The sequence below is a fragment of the Mesorhizobium sp. W016 genome (assembly GCF_054719485.1).
In genome coordinates, this window is record NZ_JBTTIF010000002.1 from 5,297,204 (window position 1) to 5,317,292 (window position 20,089).

Here is a 20,089-nt window from a genome sequence, read left to right on the forward strand (position 1 = left end):
TCAAGACAGAGGAACGAAGGTCTACTTCAACCTACACAGCATCATAGACAGATGGCGGCACAGGATGGCTTGCTGTCTACGAGTTTCCGATGTTCCGGTTAAGCATGGGTGCGCGGCACACCGGCAGCAGCACCAGCAGGATGATGGCGGAATCGACCCAGAGGACCCTGTTCACGCCCATCGTGTCGACGATCTGACTGGTCGCTAGGGTACCCACGGAGATGGCAAGATTGAAAGTGAAGCAGTAGATGGCCGTCGCGGTCTCCGCGCTTTCTGATGCTGCACTCAGCACCCACGTCTGCAGCGTAATGGGCGCCGCGCCATACGCGAAGCCCCACACCAGCAGCAGGATGGTTCCTGTGAGCGGCGTGACCCCGAGCAACGGGAAAAGAGCCAGCGTGGCCCCGAGCCCAATGACGACGCAGGCCAATGTGCGACCGACGGATTTGGCGGCCCAGACGCCTGCGACGGCGTTGCCAATCATTCCGAGAATGCCATACCCCAACAGTAGCCAGCCTATGCTCCCTGCAGTGACGCCCGAGACCTCCAGCAACACCGGGCTCACGAAGGTGTAGGCACCGTAGTGGGCAGCCACCAGCAGTGCGGTCGCAACCACGCCCGCCAGAAGGGCGGGATTGCGCAATTGCGCACGCAGGGCTTTCACCTCCACAGGCTGCGCCGCCTCCAGCTTCGGAAGCACAAGCAGGGCGGCGAGCAGTGTGGCAAAGCTCAGGCCGGCGAGAGACCAGAACGCGCCGCGCCAGCCGACTAGATCACCGATGATCGTGCCGGCCGGCACGCCCAGCACCGCAGCGGCACTTACACCGCCGAAGACAATAGTCATGGCGCGCGGCACGGACGGTCCAGGAACAAGGCGTACTGCGATGCTTCCGGCTATCGCCCAAAAGCCACCGATGGTGATCCCGACGAGCAGCCTGGACGCGAGCAGAACGGGAAAGTTCGTTGCGAGCGCTGAAATCACGCTCGCCGCAGCCATTACCGCGAGCAGGCCCGCCATCAGAATACGCCGGTCGAGCCTCCCCACTGCCAACGGCAAACCGATAGAAGCGAACGCCGCAATTACGCCGGGTATCGTCACCGTGAGACCGCCACTCCCAATAGAGACATTCAACTCGGAAGAAATTGCCGGAATCAGCCCCACAGGGAGTTGCTCCGCAGTGATCATCGAAAAAATACCCAGCGATACAGTGAGCACGGAGAGCCACATGCGAAAAGTGGCTCCCTGTTTCTCCCGAAGGGCTGCTTTGGTCAGAGACATGATCACCTCCAGCCCGCGAGAAGGCACTCGACGCCAACGTTTCGGGCAAACGTTAGAGAGACGGATCGGGCAATTGATCCCGGCCTGGTTTCAGATAATCTGTCCACTGCGGATTGATAATCGAGGGAGATATGGATGGTGAATTCACGAAACGTGAATGAAAGAGGTGATTGCAGTTGGACCGGCTGACCAGCATGACCGTGTTTGCCAACGTCGTCGGTGAAGGCAGCTTCGCTGGAGCGGCCAAGCGGATGCGACTATCGCCAGCGGCTGTGAGCAAGCATGTCCAAATGCTGGAAGAGTGGCTTGGCGCACGCCTTCTCAACCGGACGACCCGGCGCATCAGCCTGACAGAGCTCGGCGCCTCCGTCTACGAGCGCAGTCTGCGCATAATCGAGGATGTCGAGGAAGTTCGTACGAGCGCGGCCGAGAGCAAGACACGTCCGACCGGCTCACTGCGTGTCAGCGCGCCGATCTCCTTCGGCGCGATGCACCTTGGGAGAGTCGTTGCAGAATATCTCGCGGTCTACCCGGAGGTGTCGGTTGAGTTGGTGTTGGACGACCGTGTGGTTGACATCGTGGAAGAGGGCCTGGATGTCGCGGTACGCATCGCTCCACTCACGGTTTCCAATCTGGTTGCTCGCCGAATCGCGCCGTCACGCGAGGTGGTCTGCGCTTCGCGCGATTATCTGGACAGACGCGGGCGTCCCACAAAGCCGTCGGATCTCCACGACCATGATTGTCTGGACTACGCGTTGCGCGCCAGCCGCGGAAAATGGCGGTTCGACGGACCAAAGGGGCAAGTGGCGGTAAAAATCACTGCACGGATGACGGCAACGAACGGGCAGCTCCTGCGCGATGCGGCGCTGGGTGGAGCAGGCATAGTACTTTGCCCCACTTTCCTTGTTGGAGAAGCCATTCGTTCGGGCCAGCTGGAGACAGTGATGCCCCAGTTCAAGCCGGTAAGCCGGTCGATCTACGCGATGTACCCGTCAAGAAGGCATCTTTCCGCCAAAGTTCAAAGCTTCGTGACGCTTCTCGCCGCCCACTTTGGTGAGAACCCACCTTGGGACAACTTTGGAACATGACGACTGGAATGTTGAGCCCAGAGGCCGCGCGCACTTGCACGGCCTTACTGTGCATGGGACCAGCACCCAGGGCCAAGGGCCGGTGCATATCGAGCCGTCCAGCACCTTTTCGAGACTGAAGCATCCGCTATTTGCCGACGGTCAGTCGCTGAGGCTCAATCCACCGCCCATCCTAAGCGCCGCCACAGCGCGAGTTGTAGCATCTGCGGTGTCTCTGGTTCTCTGCGGCCACCGGCGGAACGGGTTGTAAGCAGGCGCGTTCCTCCAGCGTCAAGCTTGGAGAACATACATGGATGACGAGCTGCGCCTGAAGTTACAAGAGCTGAGCCAAAGCACGCAAACGCGAGCGGCCGAACTTTCGACGCTCGGCGGCAGCGCAGACATAAGTACGGTGATGTCGGGGATCGCCGTCGCTCTGGAGGCGCTGCTGGTGATTGCCGAAGAGATGAAAACGCCACGTTCCGGCCCTTCGGTCCTGCCCGACGCTACATGAACATCTCCGATCGTTTGGGAGAGGCTCCAGAGCGAGAGCGCCTACCGCCCACCAGCAAATCGCTCGCCGAGGAACTGGCTTTAATCCACATTCCGGGTTGGAGAGTGGAGAGCGCAATCTACTCGGTGGAGTACTCCAGGTGGGGTGAGCGTCGGCAGAAATGGATTTTGCACTCGACGATGCCTTTTGGGTAATCGAGGACGGCCTTAGGACGGAGGACCACGATGGCTTGGATGGCCGCAATTTGCCCGATTACAGATGAGCAGGCGCTCGTTAATTCGGAGACAGTTGGTGACATCCGGGAGTTTCGCTGTCCGAGTTGCGGCGACTTCAAAATCACGAACTCGGCCACCGCGATGTTCAAAGGCCTATCGGCAGAAGTTGGAGCGCTTCGAATACGCTAGGGCAATCGCGGGCGACAACGCGATCACAGTGACGACGGAACATGGATCTATCGATCCCGAAGATCAATAGAATACCCGCCCGACAAGCCGGTTCCCAGCGCATCTCCTCACTTGCTGCCCTGAGACCATTTGACTGCCGGTCCAGGTAGTGGGCAGTTTGAAGGTAGAAGCTCACGTCAACATGGCCAGGCCATTTTTACACTGCCGATCTGCGCGGCCAGCAACGCCTCTCGTGAGGGGCAAGGCATGGGCATCGAACGTCTCGGACCGGTCGGCGGCATAAGGCTGGTTGCCTATGATCCTCCTACCGGCGAATGGAACCAGATCTGCCACAGCGCGTCATAGAAGCAGATCAGGTGCGATTTAACGTAAGGAGTGAAATCGATGATCAGGCTCCTTCTCCTCCTCGCCATTGCACTCGCCTTCGCATGCGGCGGGACGGAGGCGGCCAAGCTGGACCTAGCCGCGGTAAATCAGGCGCAATTCTCCGCCGGCGATCCGAAAGGGCTCGATCCTGCCGTGCTGAAGGCGCAAATTTTTTTGGATCGTGCGCGCTTCTCACCGGGGCTCATCGACGGCCGCCTTGGAGAGAACTTCGCCAAGGCGGTCAAGGCCTTCCAGGCGTCGAACGGACTGGCGCCAGATGGCAAGCTCACCCAGGCGACTTGGGACAAGCTGATGGCAACCTCCACCAGCCCAGCTCTGGTCACCTTTGAACTGACCCGCAAAGATGTACGCGGCCCCTTCACCAAACGCATTCCGCGGCGCATGGAGAGGATGGCTCGCCTGAGAAGGCTTGGCTATCACGACTCGATCGAGAAGCTGGCGGAGCGCTTCCATGTGAGCGAACCATTGCTCAGGAGGCTAAACCCAGGCACCGGATTCAGGAAAGCTGGAACCACGCTGCTGGTACCAGATGTTGGCCGGGGTGAACCTCCCGCCACCATTGCCGGCGTCGAAGTCGACAAAGGCGCTCATCAGGTGCGCGTGCTCGACCCCTCCAATAAAGCGCTTGCCGTCTACCCTGCCTCGATCGGGAGCGACGAGAAGCCGGCACCAAGTGGGCAGGCAGAGATCCAAAGGGTGGTGCACAACCCGACCTATCACTACGATCCCGATTTTGCATTCAAGGGAGTCAAAACCAAGCGGCCCTTCACCATTGCTGCCGGCCCTAACAATCCCGTGGGATCAATCTGGATCGACCTCTCCATCGAAAGCTACGGCATTCACGGCACGCCCGAACCCGGCAAGATCGGGAAGACCTTCTCTCACGGCTGCATCAGGCTCACGAACTGGGATGCCGAGGACCTCGCCTCAATGGTGCACAAACATATGAAGGTGACTTTCAAGGACGAGTGAACGCAAGCCGTCGCATCCCTCGATGGTCGCCGAAACAAGATGTCCGTCTGTGCCCGTGACAATTGCATCTTGCGATCCGCTGGATCCGATCAGCGGATGCTCCGGGTTCGGGGTGTCAGGTCAAGCGGCGCCATTTGCACGGATGGCGGCGAACCAACCACCATGGCGGGGGCGCCAGATTGCTCACCACGTTGGCTCTCTACTTCGCGGCTCATACCTTGTTGAGCAGCTTGCATCTCCGGAACGGTGAAAACCGGGACCTCGCCCTTGAAACCCTGGAGCTCAAAGGCGCCCGCCTGAACGACCGGCATCGATGCTCCTGCCGCAAAGCCGGGTCCAAGCACCAGGGGGATGCCCAGCTTCTTGGTCGTCGATTCGAGCCGTGCCGCGCGGTTCACGGGGGAGCCGATCGCGGTGTAATCGAAGCGCCGTTCGGAGCCGAAATTGCCTACCGAGCAGATGCCGGTCTCGATGGCGACGCCGATTTCGATGGATCGATGGCCATCCGCGGTGAAGGCGGCGTCTTCGCGCCTCACCCGCTCGATAAGGGCAAGGCCCGCGTCCAGCGCACGCTCACGATGATCGGGTTGATCTAGCGGTGCGTTCCAGAAGGCCAGTACCGCATCGCCCATGAACTTGTCGATGGTGCCGTCGCGCTTGAGGATCTCATCGGTCGCAATGCCGAGGAAATGGTTGACCACCTTGGCGATCTCTTGGGTGTCGAGCTGTTCGCTCATGGTCGTGAAGCCACGTATGTCGCTGATCAAAATGGTGATCTCGCGCTTCTCGCCGGACAGGATTGCCTCGGTGTCCGAGCTTGCGAGGCGCTGCACCACGGAGGGCGACAGATATTGGGAGAACTGTCGCGTGAGGGTGGACCGGCGCTGCTCGCTGCGCCTGTAGAGGACATAGCCTTCGAAGCCCGCAACCATGATGGTTGCAAGCGCCGGCTGCAGCGGGTCATAGAGTGCACCCTGCAGGCTGTACTCGAGAGCGCCGAACACGAACGGCGTGACGGCCAGCAGCGCCAGGGAGAGGGCGCCAAGCACGACACGCCCGGCGAGCACTCCGGAAACCCCGATGAAAACGACGGCACTGAGGAGAAACCAGAGCCGCTCGAGCATACGCGCGTGCGCTGGCTCTGCCAGGAAGCGCCCGGCAAGCATCTGGCCGATCGCATCGGCGTGGATCTCCGCTCCTGGTCGCGCTGGACTCGTCGGCGTGGGCAGGTACTGCGTCAGGCCCACAGCCGACAGGTCGACAATGGCGATGGCGTCCCGCAGCCGCGGATCGCCATGGCCCGAAAGGATAGTGCTGGCAGACAGGCGAGGCGTGTCGGTGGCGGTTTCCCAGAGGCGGATGCTCCCCTCCGGCTCGAGCGGCACAATGGCGCCTGCCATCCTGAGTGCGTCGAACCCGGCTGCATTCATCCGGGCTGTGTAACCGTCCTGTCCAGCGTAAAGGCGCAGGAGCTCGAGTGCGAAAGACGGCCACAGCTGCGCGCGTTGAGGGGTGTTGCGAAGCCAGAGCAGCGGCACATGGCGCAGTACGCCGTCGGGATCGGGCAAGGTGCGAATCACGCCGAGGCCTGCGGCGGCGTTCGAGAATTCGGCAAGCGACCCGGTAAGACCGGTGAAGCCGGGAAGTGTATCGGGTACTTGCCCGACGATCGACCAGCCGGCTTTGGGTTCTGCTTCTGAAACCGTCGCTTCATTGCCCAGGCTGACGGCAAGCGCCGTTCGATTTTTGGACAGCGCCGCTGCCAGGCGCTTGTCTCCGGCCATGCCCTCAGGCGAGGTGTCAGCCTCGGGGAGTACCAGCGCAAGCCCGACCACCGCCGCACCGGACTGCGTGATGCCATTGACCAGATCGGCCAAGAGGCCACGGTTCCAGGGCCATCGCCCATGTGCCTTGAGGCTGGCGTCGTCTATCGAGACGATCACGACAGGATTGCTCGTCGCCTGACGTGGGGCGAGAAACTGATAGAAGTCGTACGTCCGCTCACGCAGGCGCGACAACGGCCCGTCAAAAGCCAAATGGCAAGCGAGCAGCAGGAGCACGACCACAAGGCCGGATATTTTGCGTCTGCCGGCTTGCCGCCAATCAGCCCAGCGCCTACCGACCGAGTGGCTCATCTCGTGCAGCCAGGCCTAATCGCAGTTGTAGTAGTAGCAGCAACCCTCACCCTCACACTCGCCCCGCCGCCCCCCGCTGCCCGCAGGTGGCGTTGGGCTGTCAGGGAATTCCATGACCACTCCTGGCAGTGCGCCGTCCCTGGACCCGCAGACTTTGAGCGAGGAGCCTAGAGCCGACGCACAAATTGCGCTTACGTCCAACCCAGGACCCGGTGCGCCCGGCAGGCCGGTTCCCGCTATCCGGTCGATACTGTCCAAGATCGGGAAGGCGTCGATGCCGCCGTAGCCGGCCAGAAGCTTGCCATCGTCCGACGTGCAGGCGTAGCCCGGGTTCGTGATGACCAGCCGTTTGCCATTGATCGTGCAGGTCATGCGGCCGGCGCGCAATATGCCGACGGTCTGGCCGGCTGCCACCAGCACTTCGATGATGCCGCCTCTCGCTCCGAGCACCATGTGCGGCGTCGCAACCTGCATGACGCCCCCTTTCGAAACCTGGCCGCCATAAAAACGGGCCAGGCCGCTGTTCATCCCGATGTCGATCTTTCCCGACCCGGAGCCCGGATTGTAGACGAACTCATCGATCGTCAGGCTGGTGTTTGGACCAATTTTGGCGCTCAATTCATCCCGGAACACCAGCATTCCGAGACCGGTGGGATTGCTGCGCAACTGGTCGCCGAGTTCGACGCCGGCGCCAACGTTCATCGTCCCGCCGTTATTGCGGACGATGATGGTCTGGTAGGCCGTCATCGACCCGACCGTCTCAGCAGCGGATGGTGCCGCGAAGGCGAGGCAGGCGATAAAAATGACGATCTGATGATACCTCATCGCGGCCTCTTTCAATTGAGCGTCAACGTATAGCTCATGAGCATTTCGAACGATTTTCGGTCGCGGTTGGCGAGGGCGAAGTTGGTTTTGCGGTAGGCGAGATCGACGCTGATCTTCTGCGCTTCCGTCAGCTGAAAATCGCTTTCCGAGGCAATGCGCCAGAAGTCGCTCTTGATATTTGTGCCGATGCCGACGGACAGATCGGGAGTGTCGCTGTGGCCGGCCGATAAGGCGATCTGGTGCGACCATGCGAAAAAATCCGGTACGTTCATCAACAGGCCGCCATAGCGGACCTCGCCCGTATAGCTGCGGCTGATTTCGCCCGATCCGGAAGCGAAGTCATTCGAGCCGACAAAGCGCAAGCCGAGCGCCTGGCCATTGCGGAAGCGGTAGCTGCCGCCTGCCTCATAGAAGACCCTGCTATCCGCGAAAATGCCTTGCGAGGCGCTTAGATCGATGTAGCCGCCACCGGCGAAGAGCGTCGTCTCGACCGTCGGGCGAACGACGAAACGTCCACTGAGGCCGATACCGGTTTCGTAAATGTCGCTGTCGAAACGATCCGTAACGGTGAACGCGGAAAGCAGCAGGCGCAGCGAATCGATCCCGCTGTTGGGCAGTCCCTTGTCCCAGGTTACCGCTGCGTTGCCGTGGATAAAAGTCTTCTCGCCACCCGGAACCGACAGGTCTTCCGTGAAAAGACGCTCAGTCGCGGTCAACGACCCCGAAAGAACGAGCGCGTCGGCACTTGGCGTGCCGAGGTCCCACCGCACAAAACCTTCCGCCTGCCCGTAAGGCGAGACGAAGCTGTCGTCGTCCTGCGCCCCGCCTGGCTCAAAATCGGTGAATGCGCTGAATACGCCGCCGGTCAGGGCGAGTTCCCAGGTGACGCCACGCAACGCGCGCTCGATGCGGGCGAGCAGGCGAACAGCTTCCTGTTGCTCACTTGCGGTCAGACCCCCGACTTCGATGCCGTACTGCACCTGCCGCCGGGCCAATTCATAGGACCCGACATGGTAATACAACCGGCTGGCCGCAAGCCGGGCGCGCGCATCGCGGGGGTACTGGATCAGATACTGCTCGATCGAGGAGATCGCCTGATCGTATTGCCCAGCGTTGACCGCAACCGTGACGAATTGGGCGAGCGTTCCATTGTCGGCCGGACTGGCGATGCGGGCCGCAAACGCATCGTCATAGGCCCCAAAAAGACCTTGTGCGCCGGCCGGCAACACGCCGGCACAAAGCAGCGCTGCGGCGAAGCCGAAGATCGTTCGAAACGAAGATTGCATGCCGAGAACCCACCCCAAACCCGACTAGTGCGAGGGATTTAGCACGACTGCAAGAAAAAGGCGACTGAACGGTCGCCGGACTTATGCGAGTCCTCAGCAGCTGTTGCAGCTGCGCAACAAGATATCGGGTTTATTCCTATTTCGGCTGCGCTGATTGTCAAAAACTCTTCTCAACATTGCTGCACGTGATTGAAGTATTTGGCCCAAGGCTTAACAAAATCAAATCTCATCAGTAGTGGATCGCACAGCCGACAAGATTAATATTGGGTGGGCGATCCTGCGTATCTGGTCACCAGGCTTCAAGGTCACCCACGGCTTCTCCAAAGGCCTTCCGTCGCGTTTCGCAAGGGACGGAGAGCTGCCGGAGGTGCTTCTCACGAGGCGTGTGCGATTCGGCCCGGGTCTTGCAATTTCTTTGAACGCGAGGTCAGCTCATTGCCTCAACGCGCAGGGACGCGTCACCGCACGCAGCTTGCTACAGCACGAGCATGGTGGCCAGCCCCAGCATCAGGCCCATGCCTACAATATCGGTCACGGTGGTGAGGAAGATCGCCGAGGCGACCGCCGGATCGGCGCCTACCCGGCGCAGGCCCAACGGGATCAGCACGCCGGAGATGCCGGACATGAGGCACGATCCGGACATGGCAAGCAGGATCACAAGTGCCAGCATCGGCGCCTGCGCCGCCGACGCCGGTTGCCTCGAGGCATAGAACCACATCGCCGCAGCCGCAACAACGCCGACGAGCACGCCGTTGGCGGCCGCGAGCGCGCCCTCTCTCATCACCAAGTGCAGCTTCGGTCGTTTGTCCACATCCCCCAGGGCAAGGCCACGCAGCGTCATAGCCAGTGCCTGGCAGCCGGTGTTTCCGCTCTGCCCGGCCAAGACCGGGAGGAACGCCGCCAGAGCGACGATCTTCTCGATCGTGCCTGTGAACGAACTGACCACGAATGCGGCCATGAAGGCCGTCAGGAGATTCAACTGCAGCCACGGATGACGCTTCAGGAAGGCTGAAAACAGCGGCGTAAAAGAGCGCTCCTCCTTCTGGAGGCCTACCATCTGGCCAGACTGGGCGGAAATCTCGATGATTTGCTGCTCGAACAATCGCCAGCCGCGAACCTGCCCGAGCAGCCGGTTCTCCGCATCCACCACCGGATAGACAGGATAGTGACGCCGTACCGCCGCCTTGCATGCGTTACTCAAAGAGAGACCGACATCAAGAGCGAACGGCCTGGGCAGCATGATGTGATCGACAATCGCGTCGGGTTCGCTCAGCATCAGATCGCGCAGGACCGCTAGGCCAACCAGTCTATTGCCCTCGTCCGTGACGTAGAGATAAGTGAGCTCGGTCGGCACCTGGGCGCCTCTGACAGCTTCCACCGCGGCAGCAACCGTCGTCCCGACAGGAACGCTGGCGGGGATCGGGTCCATCACGTCGACGAGCGACTCGGGGATCGCGAAACCCATCTCACCGTCATGAGAGCTGATGGGCCGCATATGCAGTGGCAAATGCTCGGCCACCTTACGGGCGTGCCCGTCCGGCAACAGCTTTAGTGTGTCGCGGATGAACTCGGGAGACTCTCTAGCGAGCAATTCAGCTGCGTCATCAGGTGCTCGAGCACGCAGCGTGCGCACCAACTTCTGAACGCCGGTCTCTTCGTTCATTTGCTATGGCCCCCCAATTGGAAAGTGAAAAAGTTGTGAAGTATCGGATCGCACCGGGGCGGAAATACGACAGCTTCTTCCGGCCCCAGCAGTCCGCCTTGTGGTTGTCGCAAGCGCCGCCTGCACACTCCTAGCTTGAGAAGGCAAAGCAGACGTCTACATTTTGGGCGTGCCTTCGGTCAGGTCAGCATGGGAGTGTCCGCGCTACTTCCCTCGCTTTTCAATCTTTAGATTTGGGAGGTCGGGTCGCTTGGATACCACACCGGCCTCCTTCAAGGCTGTGTATCCAACCTTTTTGAGGAGCTTCTCTGTTTTGGCGCGCTCCTTGTCCAGAGCGGTATCACCTTTGACCTTGGGCATCCGTCCTCCATTTGGTCGTTGTCGTTCGCCGGTAAATGAGATTGCCGGAAATGTCCCGCAGTGTCGTGCTTTGACCCGCGGCCGAGGACTGAATTGAGGCGCTTTGCCGCCCGGCAGCCTTTGGGCGGGAAGCGGACGGGCGGGCTATTCCTGCTGGAATTGACAGGGCCAATCTTCTGGCCTCGTCATGCCAGAAGGCAACTCGGTCCGGGCGTCTCCACAAGCCATGTTGAGCTGCCACTGGGACAGACCCGCCGAATTGGATAGATCGAGGCCCTCGATACGGGTCAGAAAGAAAAAAGCGCCGTCAAAGTCTATCGGTGCGGTGAACTTCGCTCCTCGGAAATCCGCCCGCGCGAGATTGGCAAACGAAAAGTGGCTGCCGCTGATATCGGCGTCATGGAACTGTGCACGCCCCAATTCCGCCTTTGTGAAATCAACATTGACCAGATTGGCGTTCTGGAAATTCGAGCGCTGCACTTCCGCGCCCGTAAACACAGCGCCCTGCGCGTCCATCTGGCTGAAGTCGGTCCTGTACGCCTCGATTTTGTCGAACCGGGCGCCTTTGGCGGTCGAGCCGGCCAGGGAAGCGCGCACAAGCGTTGCCTTCTCAAAATTTGCCGCAAGGAGATTGCTGTTCCTGAGGTCGGTCGAAGTGAAATCAACACCGAACAGGTTTGCCCCGCTCAGGTCCTGTCCTTCCAGGATGAGAAGCTTTTTGTCACACTCCTGCCAATTGACGCCAGGCGTCGCGGCTGCGTAGCAATCCTGAGCGGCGGTGGCGTTTTGCCAAGCCAATACAGTGCAAACCGCCAGAACCAAGCCGGATCCGCCGTAAGCTCTGGTTCGTCTCAAAGTCATTGTTGCTGGACCCCTCTGCTACTCGTCGACAATCAGCCTTACCACATCTGCTGACACTCGAGCCACGGTAACGACCGCCGTCACAGTTGCGCATCAACGATCCGCCGATAGCCAGCGGCAGCTTGCGAAATTATCGAGAGGTGGGGAAAAGCTTTGACGGTAGAGTGCTTTTTCGCGGATGCGATCACAAAACAAAGAGTTCGGCGTAAGCCGTGAGTTATTGGTGGGCCCGGAGGGCGAACGGAAATCGTTGATGTTGCTGAATTTTTGGTGGGCCAAAATCTGAAAGGTTCCCGTATCATTCCGTATGCTCCCGCGACCCCAAACTGCCGACCATAGCTGACCTCGTTTTGCAAACGTTGGGAGACAGGGTCCAGAACGGCGGAAATGGGGGCGGTTGCAGATCGGCAGCTGTGGCAACAGCGCGCGACCAGCTGACGGTCTAGCGCCTCGATATGCCGACGGGACTTGGGAAGTAACAAACAAGCGGCAGCTTGCAGGCAGTTGTGATCGGTGGAATGGATTTACGAGTCGAGGCGCCGGACCAGGACGGGCTCACTTGCCTCGAAGTTCAGCCTGTTGGAATGGCGCGGAGGAACGAGTAGTGGTATCTAACGAGCCGGCGGCCCTCGATGTTTGACCGCTCGTCCTGCAACTCTCGTATGTCGTCCCGCAAAGTGGTGGCGCAACCGACCACTTCGTTCCGCATTGTTTAAACAGCGTATGACTCAATTCCAGTCAGATTTTTTTCTGAACTGCGAAAAGGCGGACACTAACCGTCAAAAAAATTGCACTTTTGATTTTAACGGAAAATCGCCGCAAGAAATATTTTGAGGTTTCACCAGCTATCGGGTTCAATGGAGCGATTTTTGGACCTTGCGGCATTCGATGGCCTACAGAACCGCCTCAAAAAGTACCGTCACCTCTTCGGTTGACCCAGTCGTTGATCGGCCCTCATACGAGCCCTATGCTGGCACGCTGGCCAGTGAAGCAGTCGTCGGCGTTTATTCGCCGGCTCAGGGATTTATGCCCACGCTTCAGGTCGAAGAAAGGCAGGGGTGTCCGTTCCAGGCTCTTGGCAAGCGGGCTAAGATTATCCTGCCGATTGTAGCTGCCAACCAAGATGTTGTCGGTCACCTCGCTGAAAAGTACACCCAGAAATAGTCAAGCCATCAGGAGCAAATAGGTCATAAGGTGGCCTTGCAGTCCTCCTTCCCGGAGCGGTTTCGCTTGCCTGTTCAAACTCGGACGGCTGTTACTCAAAAACCGCAGTGGGTATTTTATGTGCCATTTTTGCGACATTCTATAGAATTTTGCTTGAATTCAGCGTTTTAGCGGTCACTAAATCAATAAGTGCTCCCATATTTTGCAAATTTGTGAACAATCACGGTTGAGTTGTAACGCCTGGCAATAATGGCGCAGGGGAACGTTGGGGTGGGGTGAAATGAATACGACATCTATGTCGGCGATAGGCAAGCGCCTCGGCCTGCTGACGACGGTCGCCATATTGAGTTGTGGGAATGCTCACGCGCTCACTCTCCAGGAGGCGATGGCGGTTGCGGTGGAGTCCAACCCCGAAATTGGCCAAGCGATCGAAAACCGCGAAGCAATCGAATTCGAGCTACGCCAAGCGAAGGGACTTTATCTTCCCAGCGTCGATGTCGAGGCGTCGGCGGGGGTTCGTCGTCTCGACAATTCCTCCCGGCGTTCGCTGTCCATAGAGGATGACGCGCTCTATCCGGCGGAAGCCGATGTCGTTGTCACGCAGACGCTTTATGACAGCGGCGCAAGGCGGGCGGAACTGAACCGTCAGGCGTCGCGGGTCGACGGCGCATCGTTCCGGGTGCTGGAACGGTCTGAATTCATTGGACTGTCTGTCGTCCAGGACTATCTCGAATACATGCTGCAGGCTTCGATCGTTTCAGAAGCGAAGAAGAATCTGGGCTTTCACCAGGCAATCCTCGGCGACATCCGGCAAGGTATTGCAGGCGGCGCGTTGAACGAGGCTGATCGCCAGCAGGCCGAGGAGCGGCTGTTCGCTGCCAAGGCACGTATGCAAGAGGCGACCGAAGAACTGGAGGCTTCCAAGATACGGTTCTTCAAGACGGTCGGTAAGCCGCTGACCAACGCGTCAAGGCCAGGCGATGTCTCGAGCGCGCTGCCAAGGTCGCTCGACGACGCGCTAGGGCTGGCGCGACAGAACAATCCGCGCGTCCACATGGCCAACAGCGATATCGACGCCGCCGCCTCCCTGGTGGATGCGGCGCGGGCGAAATTCGGGCCCTCCGTCATCGCCGAAGGCCGCGCCCGCGGCGGCTATGACATCGACGGCGACGATGGCGACGCTAGCGACCTGCAGGCGCGGCTGGTGCTGCGCTGGAACCTCTATCGCGGCGGCATCGACAAAGCCAACGAGCAAGAGCAGGTCCGCCGCACCAGCGAGCAGCGCCTTGTGCTGCACCAGGTTCTGCGCGAGATCGAGGAAGCCGTCCGTACGTCATGGGATCGCCGCTTCCGGCAGGCCGATCTGGCAAAGACATTGAAGCTTCAGGCTGCCGCCAACGAAAGGCTGGTGGCGTCCTATCGCGAGCAGTTCAAGGTCGGACAGCGCTCGCTGCTCGACGTGCTCGACGCGCAGAACACGCGGTTCAACACAGCTACGCTTGCCGACACCGCATCCTACGCGTCGCTTTTCGCGCAGTACCGGCTGCTGGCGGCAACCGGGCAGTTGCTGAAGACCATGAATCTTCAGCCGGCAAAACAGGCCACCGCCTATGCCAAGGCCGAGTTCAATGCGCCTGAAACGGCCGACACCGAAACGTATGCGCGCACGCCGTCGGAGCAGACGAACGATCTGCCTTTCGACATCCTCGCACCGGTAAGAAAGAAGTAGGAAGGTCAAGGACGAACGATAGTCCTGCGGGCCGATCGTGAACCCACAACCCAAAATCCTCTCCCCAAAAGAGGCGTTCAAGGCCTGCTTCTCCGCTGTTGCCGGGTACCTCGGCAGGCCGAGTTCCGAGACCGTGCTGTTTGCCGGCGTGCCGCTGTCAGACACCCGCATCGATATCGACGCCATCCGGCATCTTGCCGAACGCATCGGTCTTGAAATCACGGAATTCAGCCATCGCGACTTTCTTCGCGGACGCATTGACCTTCCCGCCATTCTGTTTCGCGTCAGCCAGTTGCCGGTTGCGCTGCTTGCCCAGACCGAGGACGGTGGATTTACGACCGCTCCCCAGGAAGACGGGCGCACGACAATTAGCAAATCCGAGTTTTCCGGAAGTTATATTAGTGGCGGCGTTTCCTTCTCGATAACCTATGCCAACGCAGTAGAGGCGATGAGCGTCGGTTCGGCGGCCAGGATCGAGCGGCGACATTGGCTGACCGGCACGATGGGGCCGTTCTGGCGCACCTATTCGAAGGTCATCCTGTCGGCGGTATTCATCAATCTGCTGGCTCTTGCCTCACCGATCTTCACCATGAACGTCTACGACAGGATCTTGCCGAACAAGGCGATATCGACGCTCTGGGTGCTGTCGATCGGGATCGGCGCGGTCATTCTGTTCGACCTGCTCTTGAAGACCGCCAGAGCGTCACTGATCGACTATGCCGGGCGCAAGGCCGATCTTCGCATCTCCTATATGCTGTTCGAGAAGGTGCTGAACTCGTCCTTGTCGGCAAGGCCCGGCTCAACCGGCGAATATGCAAATCGGGTGACCCAGTACGAGTTCGTGCGCGAGTTTTTCACGTCGAACACCATCAGCGTCTTCATCGACACAGCCTTCGTCTTCGTCTTTCTTCTTGTCATCTATGCGATAGGCGGTTGGCTGGTCGTCATACCGGCCATAGCCTTTGTCGCCTCGGTGATCGTCGGGCTGATCACGCAACGGCGCATCGGCAAACGCGTTGCCGCTTCCATGAACGAGGCTTCGCAGCGCCAGGCCCTGCTGGTGGAATCCATCTCCACGCTGGAAACGATCAAATCGCTGCGCGCAGAGGCGTACCTTCTGCGAAAATGGGCGGAGCATTCCAAGAACGCATCCAACACGTCCGAGAAGATCAAACAGCTTTCGGCTGCCGCCGGCAACATAACGCAAGCCATCCAGCAGATGGTCACCGTCGCTTTGATCGTGGCCGGCGCCTATGCCTTTTCGGAAGGGCATGTCTCGACCGGCGCCATCATCGGCACCGTCATGCTGGCGGGCCGGGCGGTGGCCCCGCTTGGGCAGATTGCGATCACCTTGTCCAGACTTCGCCAGGCGATGCTGTCCCTGCGAATGGTGAATTCGATCATGGCGCAGCCTGAGGATCGGCCGGACACGGTTGGTTTCGTCAACCGCCCCATTCGCAACGGTGCAATGGCATTCAGGAATGTCGGCTTTGTCTACCCGGGTTCCGAAAACGAAGTGCTGACCGGCCTGAATTTCTCGGTGAAGCCCGGTGAGCGGATTGGCATCATCGGCCGCATAGGCTCGGGAAAGACGACCATGGGGAGGCTGATCGGCAGGCTTTTCCTGCCGACCTCCGGCGAGCTGCTGCTGGACGGGATCGACATCCGCCAATACCACCCATCGGAGGTTCGCGCCGCGGTCGGGATCGTCGCGCAAGCCAACGATCTATTTTCCGGCACCATCAAGGAAAATCTCCTGATGGCGTGCCCGGAGGCGACCGATGAGCAGATCGTCGAGGCGGCCAAGGCTGCCGGCGTCGACGACTTCGTCTCCCGCCATCCGCGAGGCTACGACATGAATGTCGGCGAGCGCGGCACCAATCTCTCGGGCGGTCAGAGGCAGACAATGGCAATTGCCCGCCTGTTGCTGACCAAACCGAAAATCGTGTTCCTGGACGAGCCGTCCGGCTCGATGGATCTGGCTTCCGAGCGCCAGCTGATCAAGCAGCTCAAAGTGGCTTTCGATCGCAACACGACCCTGATCGTATCGACGCACCGCTTCAGCATGCTCGAGCTGGCCGACCGCCTGATCGTCATCGAGCAGGGCAAGATCGTTGCCGATGGACCGAAAGACCAAGTGATACAAGCGCTGCAGAAAACAAGCGCCTGACGAACAGAATTATGCGTGAACACAGCACGTTGGGACGTGGTAAATGCTAGCCAGGGAAGACCGTCCGCCGCTTTTTGCGTCGGCTTCGATATTCATTATCGGAGCGCTTTTTGCGAGTTCGGTGGCCTGGGCATCCTTCGCCGAGGTCGATGAAATCGCACGCGGCGACGGCAAGATCATACCGGCGTCGAAGACCCAGATCATCCAGGCCAGCGAGCCGGGCGTGGTTCAGGAAATCGCCGTGACGATCGGTCAGGTCGTCAAGAAGAATGACCTCATCATTCGTCTCGACAACACCTTCAACACTTCCAGCCTTGGCGAGCAGCAGGCCAAGGCGCGGGCGCTGCAGACGCGCATTGCACGGCTCCAATTCGAACAGACCGGCAGCCTCGAGGGCGCGTTTCCCTGTCCGCCCGAGATCCAGAAGGTGGCGCCGGAAATCTGCGACAACGAGCAGAAGCTGCTAATCGCGCGGCGCGACAACTTCGAAGTCAAACTGTCGGTTCTAAAGTCGCGGCTCGATCAGCGTGAGAAGGAACTCGACGAAGCCAACGCCAATGCCGATCGCCTCACCAAGAACCTGGCCGTCAGCGACCAGGAGGCGAAGCTGGTCGAAGCGATGGTCAAGAAAGGCCTGATGGCGCGAACCGAGCAGCTCCGCGTCGAGCGCGAGCAGACCGAGCTCAATGGTCAGCTGACGCTTGCCGGAGAGACCATCAAGAAAGCCAGGTCGGCCATCACGGAAGCCAAGCTTCAGGTCGACGAACTTGGCCTGCAGCTGCAACAGGAAGCGCTCAGCGATCTGACGCAGGCGCTGGCCGATCTCTCGGTGGTGGACGAGACGATACGCGGTGCCACCGACAAGGTGGCGCGTACCGATATCCGTTCGCCTGTCGATGGTATCGTCAACACGCTTGACATCAACACGGTCGGCGCCTTCGTCCAGCCCGGCGCGGTCGTCGCGGGTATCGTGCCGACGTCCGAGACCCTGCTGGTCGAAGCCCGGGTCTCACCGCGGGACGTCGCCTTCATCCGGCCGGGCCAGGATGCCCTGATCAAGGTGACCGCCTATGACTTCTCGATCTTCGGCGGCATCGAAGGCAAGGTCTCGAACATCACTGCCGACAGCCTGGTCGACCAGAAGACCGGCGAACCCTATTATCAGGTCCGTGTCGCCACCGACAAATCGACCCTGACACGCGACGGCAAGACCTATTCGATCATCCCCGGCATGATCTGTTCGGTCGACATCAAGACCGGACGCAAAACGATTCTCACCTACCTTATGAAGCCGATCAACAAGGCGCGAGAGGAGGCAATGAGTGAGCGATAGCGCGGTCTCCCTTCCTGCCGATCGCGACCGGCTGCTGCCACCGCTGGCGGCAGAGGATTTCGGACTGGAGTTCCGGGTTGTGGCGCGTGGCGGCATGCGCCGCGGCATTCGTCTGGAACGGGCGTTCTGGACATCGCTGAAGCAGATGGCGGAAAGCCGCAAATGCACGATCGGCACACTGATCGAGGAAATTGCAGAGAGCCACGCCAACGCCGGAAACCTGACATCGGCAATTCGCGTAGCCTGCATGCGTGGATTGGCCGACCAAAACCTCACCTTGCAGAGGCTCGCGTCGATCAAGACCATCAGCGCCATTCTCGTCGCCTGTCCCTCGCCGGCCTTTGCCCTGGCATCGTCGAAGAAGATCCTGACCTTCAATGCGCCGTTCCAGCAACTGGTGCGGCGGCAATTGCCGGTGGCGCCGAACGAGGACGCGCGCCAGGATCTCAAGCTGGCGCTGGACCTCAATGTCGCCGACATATTCGCTAGGCTCGACGCCAATGGCGAGACGCCGGTCGCGACCGGTTTCGTCATAGGCGCCGGCGACCGCCGCTACCGCGGTCAACTGAGCGCGGTGCGGGCGCCGGTGGTCGAGCCGGAACTGCTGATGGCGTTCGTCTTCGGCGGCTAGAGCAATTCCGGGAAAAGTGTGAGCGGTTTCCGTGGAAAATTGCGTCAAACAAGAGATAGAGCGCTCAAGACTCTCTGATGGGAGCTTACGGCTGCACACCTTCACCAGGCGCGACCGTCGAAAGGCCGCCCTTGATATCGGCTATTTGAGCAGAACCGGTCTTCGCGCCATGGATCCACGCGCGATCGGTGCTGAACGAATACAGCGGCACGTAGGTCGGCAGGTCTGTGTCGCGGGAAACTACATTGCTCAAACTGTCGAGAATGAAGACGCCGCTGCCGGTGCTGACCGACAGCACGGCATGAAAGAAACCGCGCTTGCGATCCTGCAAGACGACCAGCGACATGCTCTGCGCCGGGATGCCTGCATGCAGCAGCGCGGCCATCTTGAGGATGGCGAAATCCTCGCAGTCCCCTGCCCGCCGCTCAAGGATTTCCCGGGGCTTGGCCCAGTAGTCGAGCTTGCCGTAAACCACGCTGTCCTTCTTGTAGGCGATGGCGCGATTTATACTTGAGTTGACGAAGGACAACTTGTCGATGAAGCGCTTGTTCCCGGCTGCCTTGACTATCTCGGCAAAGGCGCTGTTCTTGCGTTCGCACGCGCTGCTCGCGGTACAGTCGACAATTGCCTTGTAGACCGGCGCCCAGCGCGCCGAAACCGGGAAATTGCGCATCGACAGGGCAACAGAACCGAACACGCCGGGAATGATCGCCGCCGTCTGGATCAGGTCGATCCCGGCGGCGGGCGGCGCGATCGAAGAACCACGCTTTTCATCAACGGCAACAGAGCTGCTGAAAATCATGCCGATCCGGTAGGCTGAAACCGGCTGCCATGGCTGCGGCCGAGCCAGCGAAACGCCGCCGAGACTGGAAGGGGTTTCGACCGCCGCCAGAACTCCAGCGGCAGCGCCGGCATTCACGGTAATTGCTTTCGCGGATGATGGCTGCGGCAGGCTTGTGATCGCCATTGCCAGCAGGATGAGCCTGAGCCCGGTTATTCCCAGGGCAGATTTTTCTTTTTTCATAACGCCCACCTCTTGACTGTGGACGGTACCAATCTTGTCTCAAATTACTGGAAAGGAAGGTGGATAAGTTTCCTTCAATCGGGAATACCTATTTTGTGTAAAACTTTATTCAAACTTATACTTCTGTTTACCAATCCAGCTCAGCCGGCGGATATAAACGAAGCGCGGCGCGGTCAATGTATATCAGATTATATCTTCCGGGTTTACCACACGTAAAAAATGCCGAGACTTGCATACCGGGATATATGAAATTGATTGCGGGACAGTTGCAAAGCAGAAGTCGTC

15 protein-coding genes are annotated in these 20,089 nt (G+C 59.8%); 8 read left to right on the forward strand and 7 right to left on the reverse strand.

Features of this window, described 5'->3' with window-relative positions; all coding sequences use genetic code 11:
• Positions 1 to 76 precede the first annotated feature (76 nt).
• Positions 77 to 1,279, reverse strand: coding sequence for an MFS transporter (locus ACYG9V_RS26120; RefSeq protein WP_023691454.1), 1,203 nt, complete (start codon positions 1,277 to 1,279; stop codon positions 77 to 79).
• Positions 1,280 to 1,455: 176 nt separating this feature from the next.
• On the opposite strand from ACYG9V_RS26120, the gene ACYG9V_RS26125 reads away from it, so the two are divergent.
• The 3 genes from ACYG9V_RS26125 (at position 1,456) to ACYG9V_RS26135 (ending at position 4,623) form a co-directional block, all read left to right on the forward strand.
• The gene (locus ACYG9V_RS26125) at positions 1,456 to 2,367 is read left to right on the forward strand and encodes a LysR family transcriptional regulator (protein WP_033001710.1); all 912 of its coding nucleotides are present in this window, start codon (positions 1,456 to 1,458) and stop codon (positions 2,365 to 2,367) included.
• Between the two features lie 289 nt (positions 2,368 to 2,656).
• Positions 2,657 to 2,860: a hypothetical protein gene (locus ACYG9V_RS26130; protein ID WP_352763286.1), complete on the forward strand. Its 204-nt coding sequence runs from the start codon at positions 2,657 to 2,659 to the stop codon at positions 2,858 to 2,860.
• A gap of 788 nt (positions 2,861 to 3,648) precedes the next feature.
• Positions 3,649 to 4,623, forward strand: coding sequence for a L,D-transpeptidase family protein (locus tag ACYG9V_RS26135; protein ID WP_023667960.1), 975 nt, complete (start codon positions 3,649 to 3,651; stop codon positions 4,621 to 4,623).
• An 89-nt stretch (positions 4,624 to 4,712) separates the two neighbouring features.
• On the opposite strand, the gene ACYG9V_RS26140 is transcribed toward ACYG9V_RS26135, so the two are convergent.
• The 5 genes from ACYG9V_RS26140 to ACYG9V_RS26160 all read right to left on the reverse strand — a co-directional run bounded on the left by ACYG9V_RS26140 (position 4,713) and on the right by ACYG9V_RS26160 (position 11,753).
• Positions 4,713 to 6,683 (reverse strand): CHASE2 domain-containing protein, encoded by a 1,971-nt coding sequence (locus tag ACYG9V_RS26140; protein WP_196813856.1) that lies wholly within the window; start codon positions 6,681 to 6,683, stop codon positions 4,713 to 4,715.
• A 90-nt stretch (positions 6,684 to 6,773) separates the two neighbouring features.
• A complete protein-coding gene (locus tag ACYG9V_RS26145; protein WP_460221765.1) occupies positions 6,774 to 7,598 on the reverse strand; it encodes a FecR family protein in 825 nt (274 codons plus the stop codon).
• Positions 7,595 to 8,812, reverse strand: coding sequence for a tetratricopeptide repeat protein (locus ACYG9V_RS26150; RefSeq protein WP_196814982.1), 1,218 nt, complete (start codon positions 8,810 to 8,812; stop codon positions 7,595 to 7,597). Before ACYG9V_RS26150 ends, ACYG9V_RS26145 begins: the two co-directional genes overlap by 4 nt.
• A 532-nt stretch (positions 8,813 to 9,344) precedes the next feature.
• Entirely contained in the window at positions 9,345 to 10,532 is a 1,188-nt protein-coding gene (locus ACYG9V_RS26155; RefSeq protein ID WP_023736095.1) for a magnesium transporter, read from the reverse strand.
• A gap of 504 nt (positions 10,533 to 11,036) precedes the next feature.
• A complete protein-coding gene (locus ACYG9V_RS26160) occupies positions 11,037 to 11,753 on the reverse strand; it encodes a pentapeptide repeat-containing protein (RefSeq protein ID WP_023687777.1) in 717 nt (238 codons plus the stop codon).
• 888 nt (positions 11,754 to 12,641) lie between these two features.
• Between ACYG9V_RS26160 and ACYG9V_RS26165 the strand changes: the two genes are divergently transcribed.
• The 5 genes from ACYG9V_RS26165 to ACYG9V_RS26185 all read left to right on the forward strand — a co-directional run bounded on the left by ACYG9V_RS26165 (position 12,642) and on the right by ACYG9V_RS26185 (position 18,780).
• Complete coding sequence (locus tag ACYG9V_RS26165) at positions 12,642 to 12,917, forward strand: hypothetical protein (protein WP_352763291.1); 276 nt, start codon at positions 12,642 to 12,644, stop codon at positions 12,915 to 12,917.
• A 280-nt stretch (positions 12,918 to 13,197) separates the two neighbouring features.
• Entirely contained in the window at positions 13,198 to 14,646 is a 1,449-nt protein-coding gene (locus ACYG9V_RS26170) for a TolC family protein (RefSeq protein ID WP_023681072.1), read from the forward strand.
• Between the two features lie 37 nt (positions 14,647 to 14,683).
• On the forward strand, positions 14,684 to 16,816 hold the full coding sequence (locus ACYG9V_RS26175) for a type I secretion system permease/ATPase (RefSeq protein WP_352763293.1): 2,133 nt from the start codon (positions 14,684 to 14,686) through the stop codon (positions 16,814 to 16,816).
• Positions 16,817 to 16,859: 43 nt separating this feature from the next.
• Positions 16,860 to 18,149, forward strand: a complete 1,290-nt coding sequence (locus ACYG9V_RS26180) for an HlyD family type I secretion periplasmic adaptor subunit (RefSeq protein WP_023691466.1) — start codon at positions 16,860 to 16,862, stop codon at positions 18,147 to 18,149.
• Positions 18,139 to 18,780 (forward strand): ribbon-helix-helix domain-containing protein, encoded by a 642-nt coding sequence (locus tag ACYG9V_RS26185; RefSeq protein ID WP_023681069.1) that lies wholly within the window; start codon positions 18,139 to 18,141, stop codon positions 18,778 to 18,780. Before ACYG9V_RS26180 ends, ACYG9V_RS26185 begins: the two co-directional genes overlap by 11 nt.
• Before the next feature lie 85 nt (positions 18,781 to 18,865).
• On the opposite strand, the gene ACYG9V_RS26190 is transcribed toward ACYG9V_RS26185, so the two are convergent.
• Positions 18,866 to 19,804, reverse strand: a complete 939-nt coding sequence (locus tag ACYG9V_RS26190; RefSeq protein ID WP_023687774.1) for a transglutaminase-like cysteine peptidase — start codon at positions 19,802 to 19,804, stop codon at positions 18,866 to 18,868.
• Between the last annotated feature and the right edge of the window lie 285 nt (positions 19,805 to 20,089).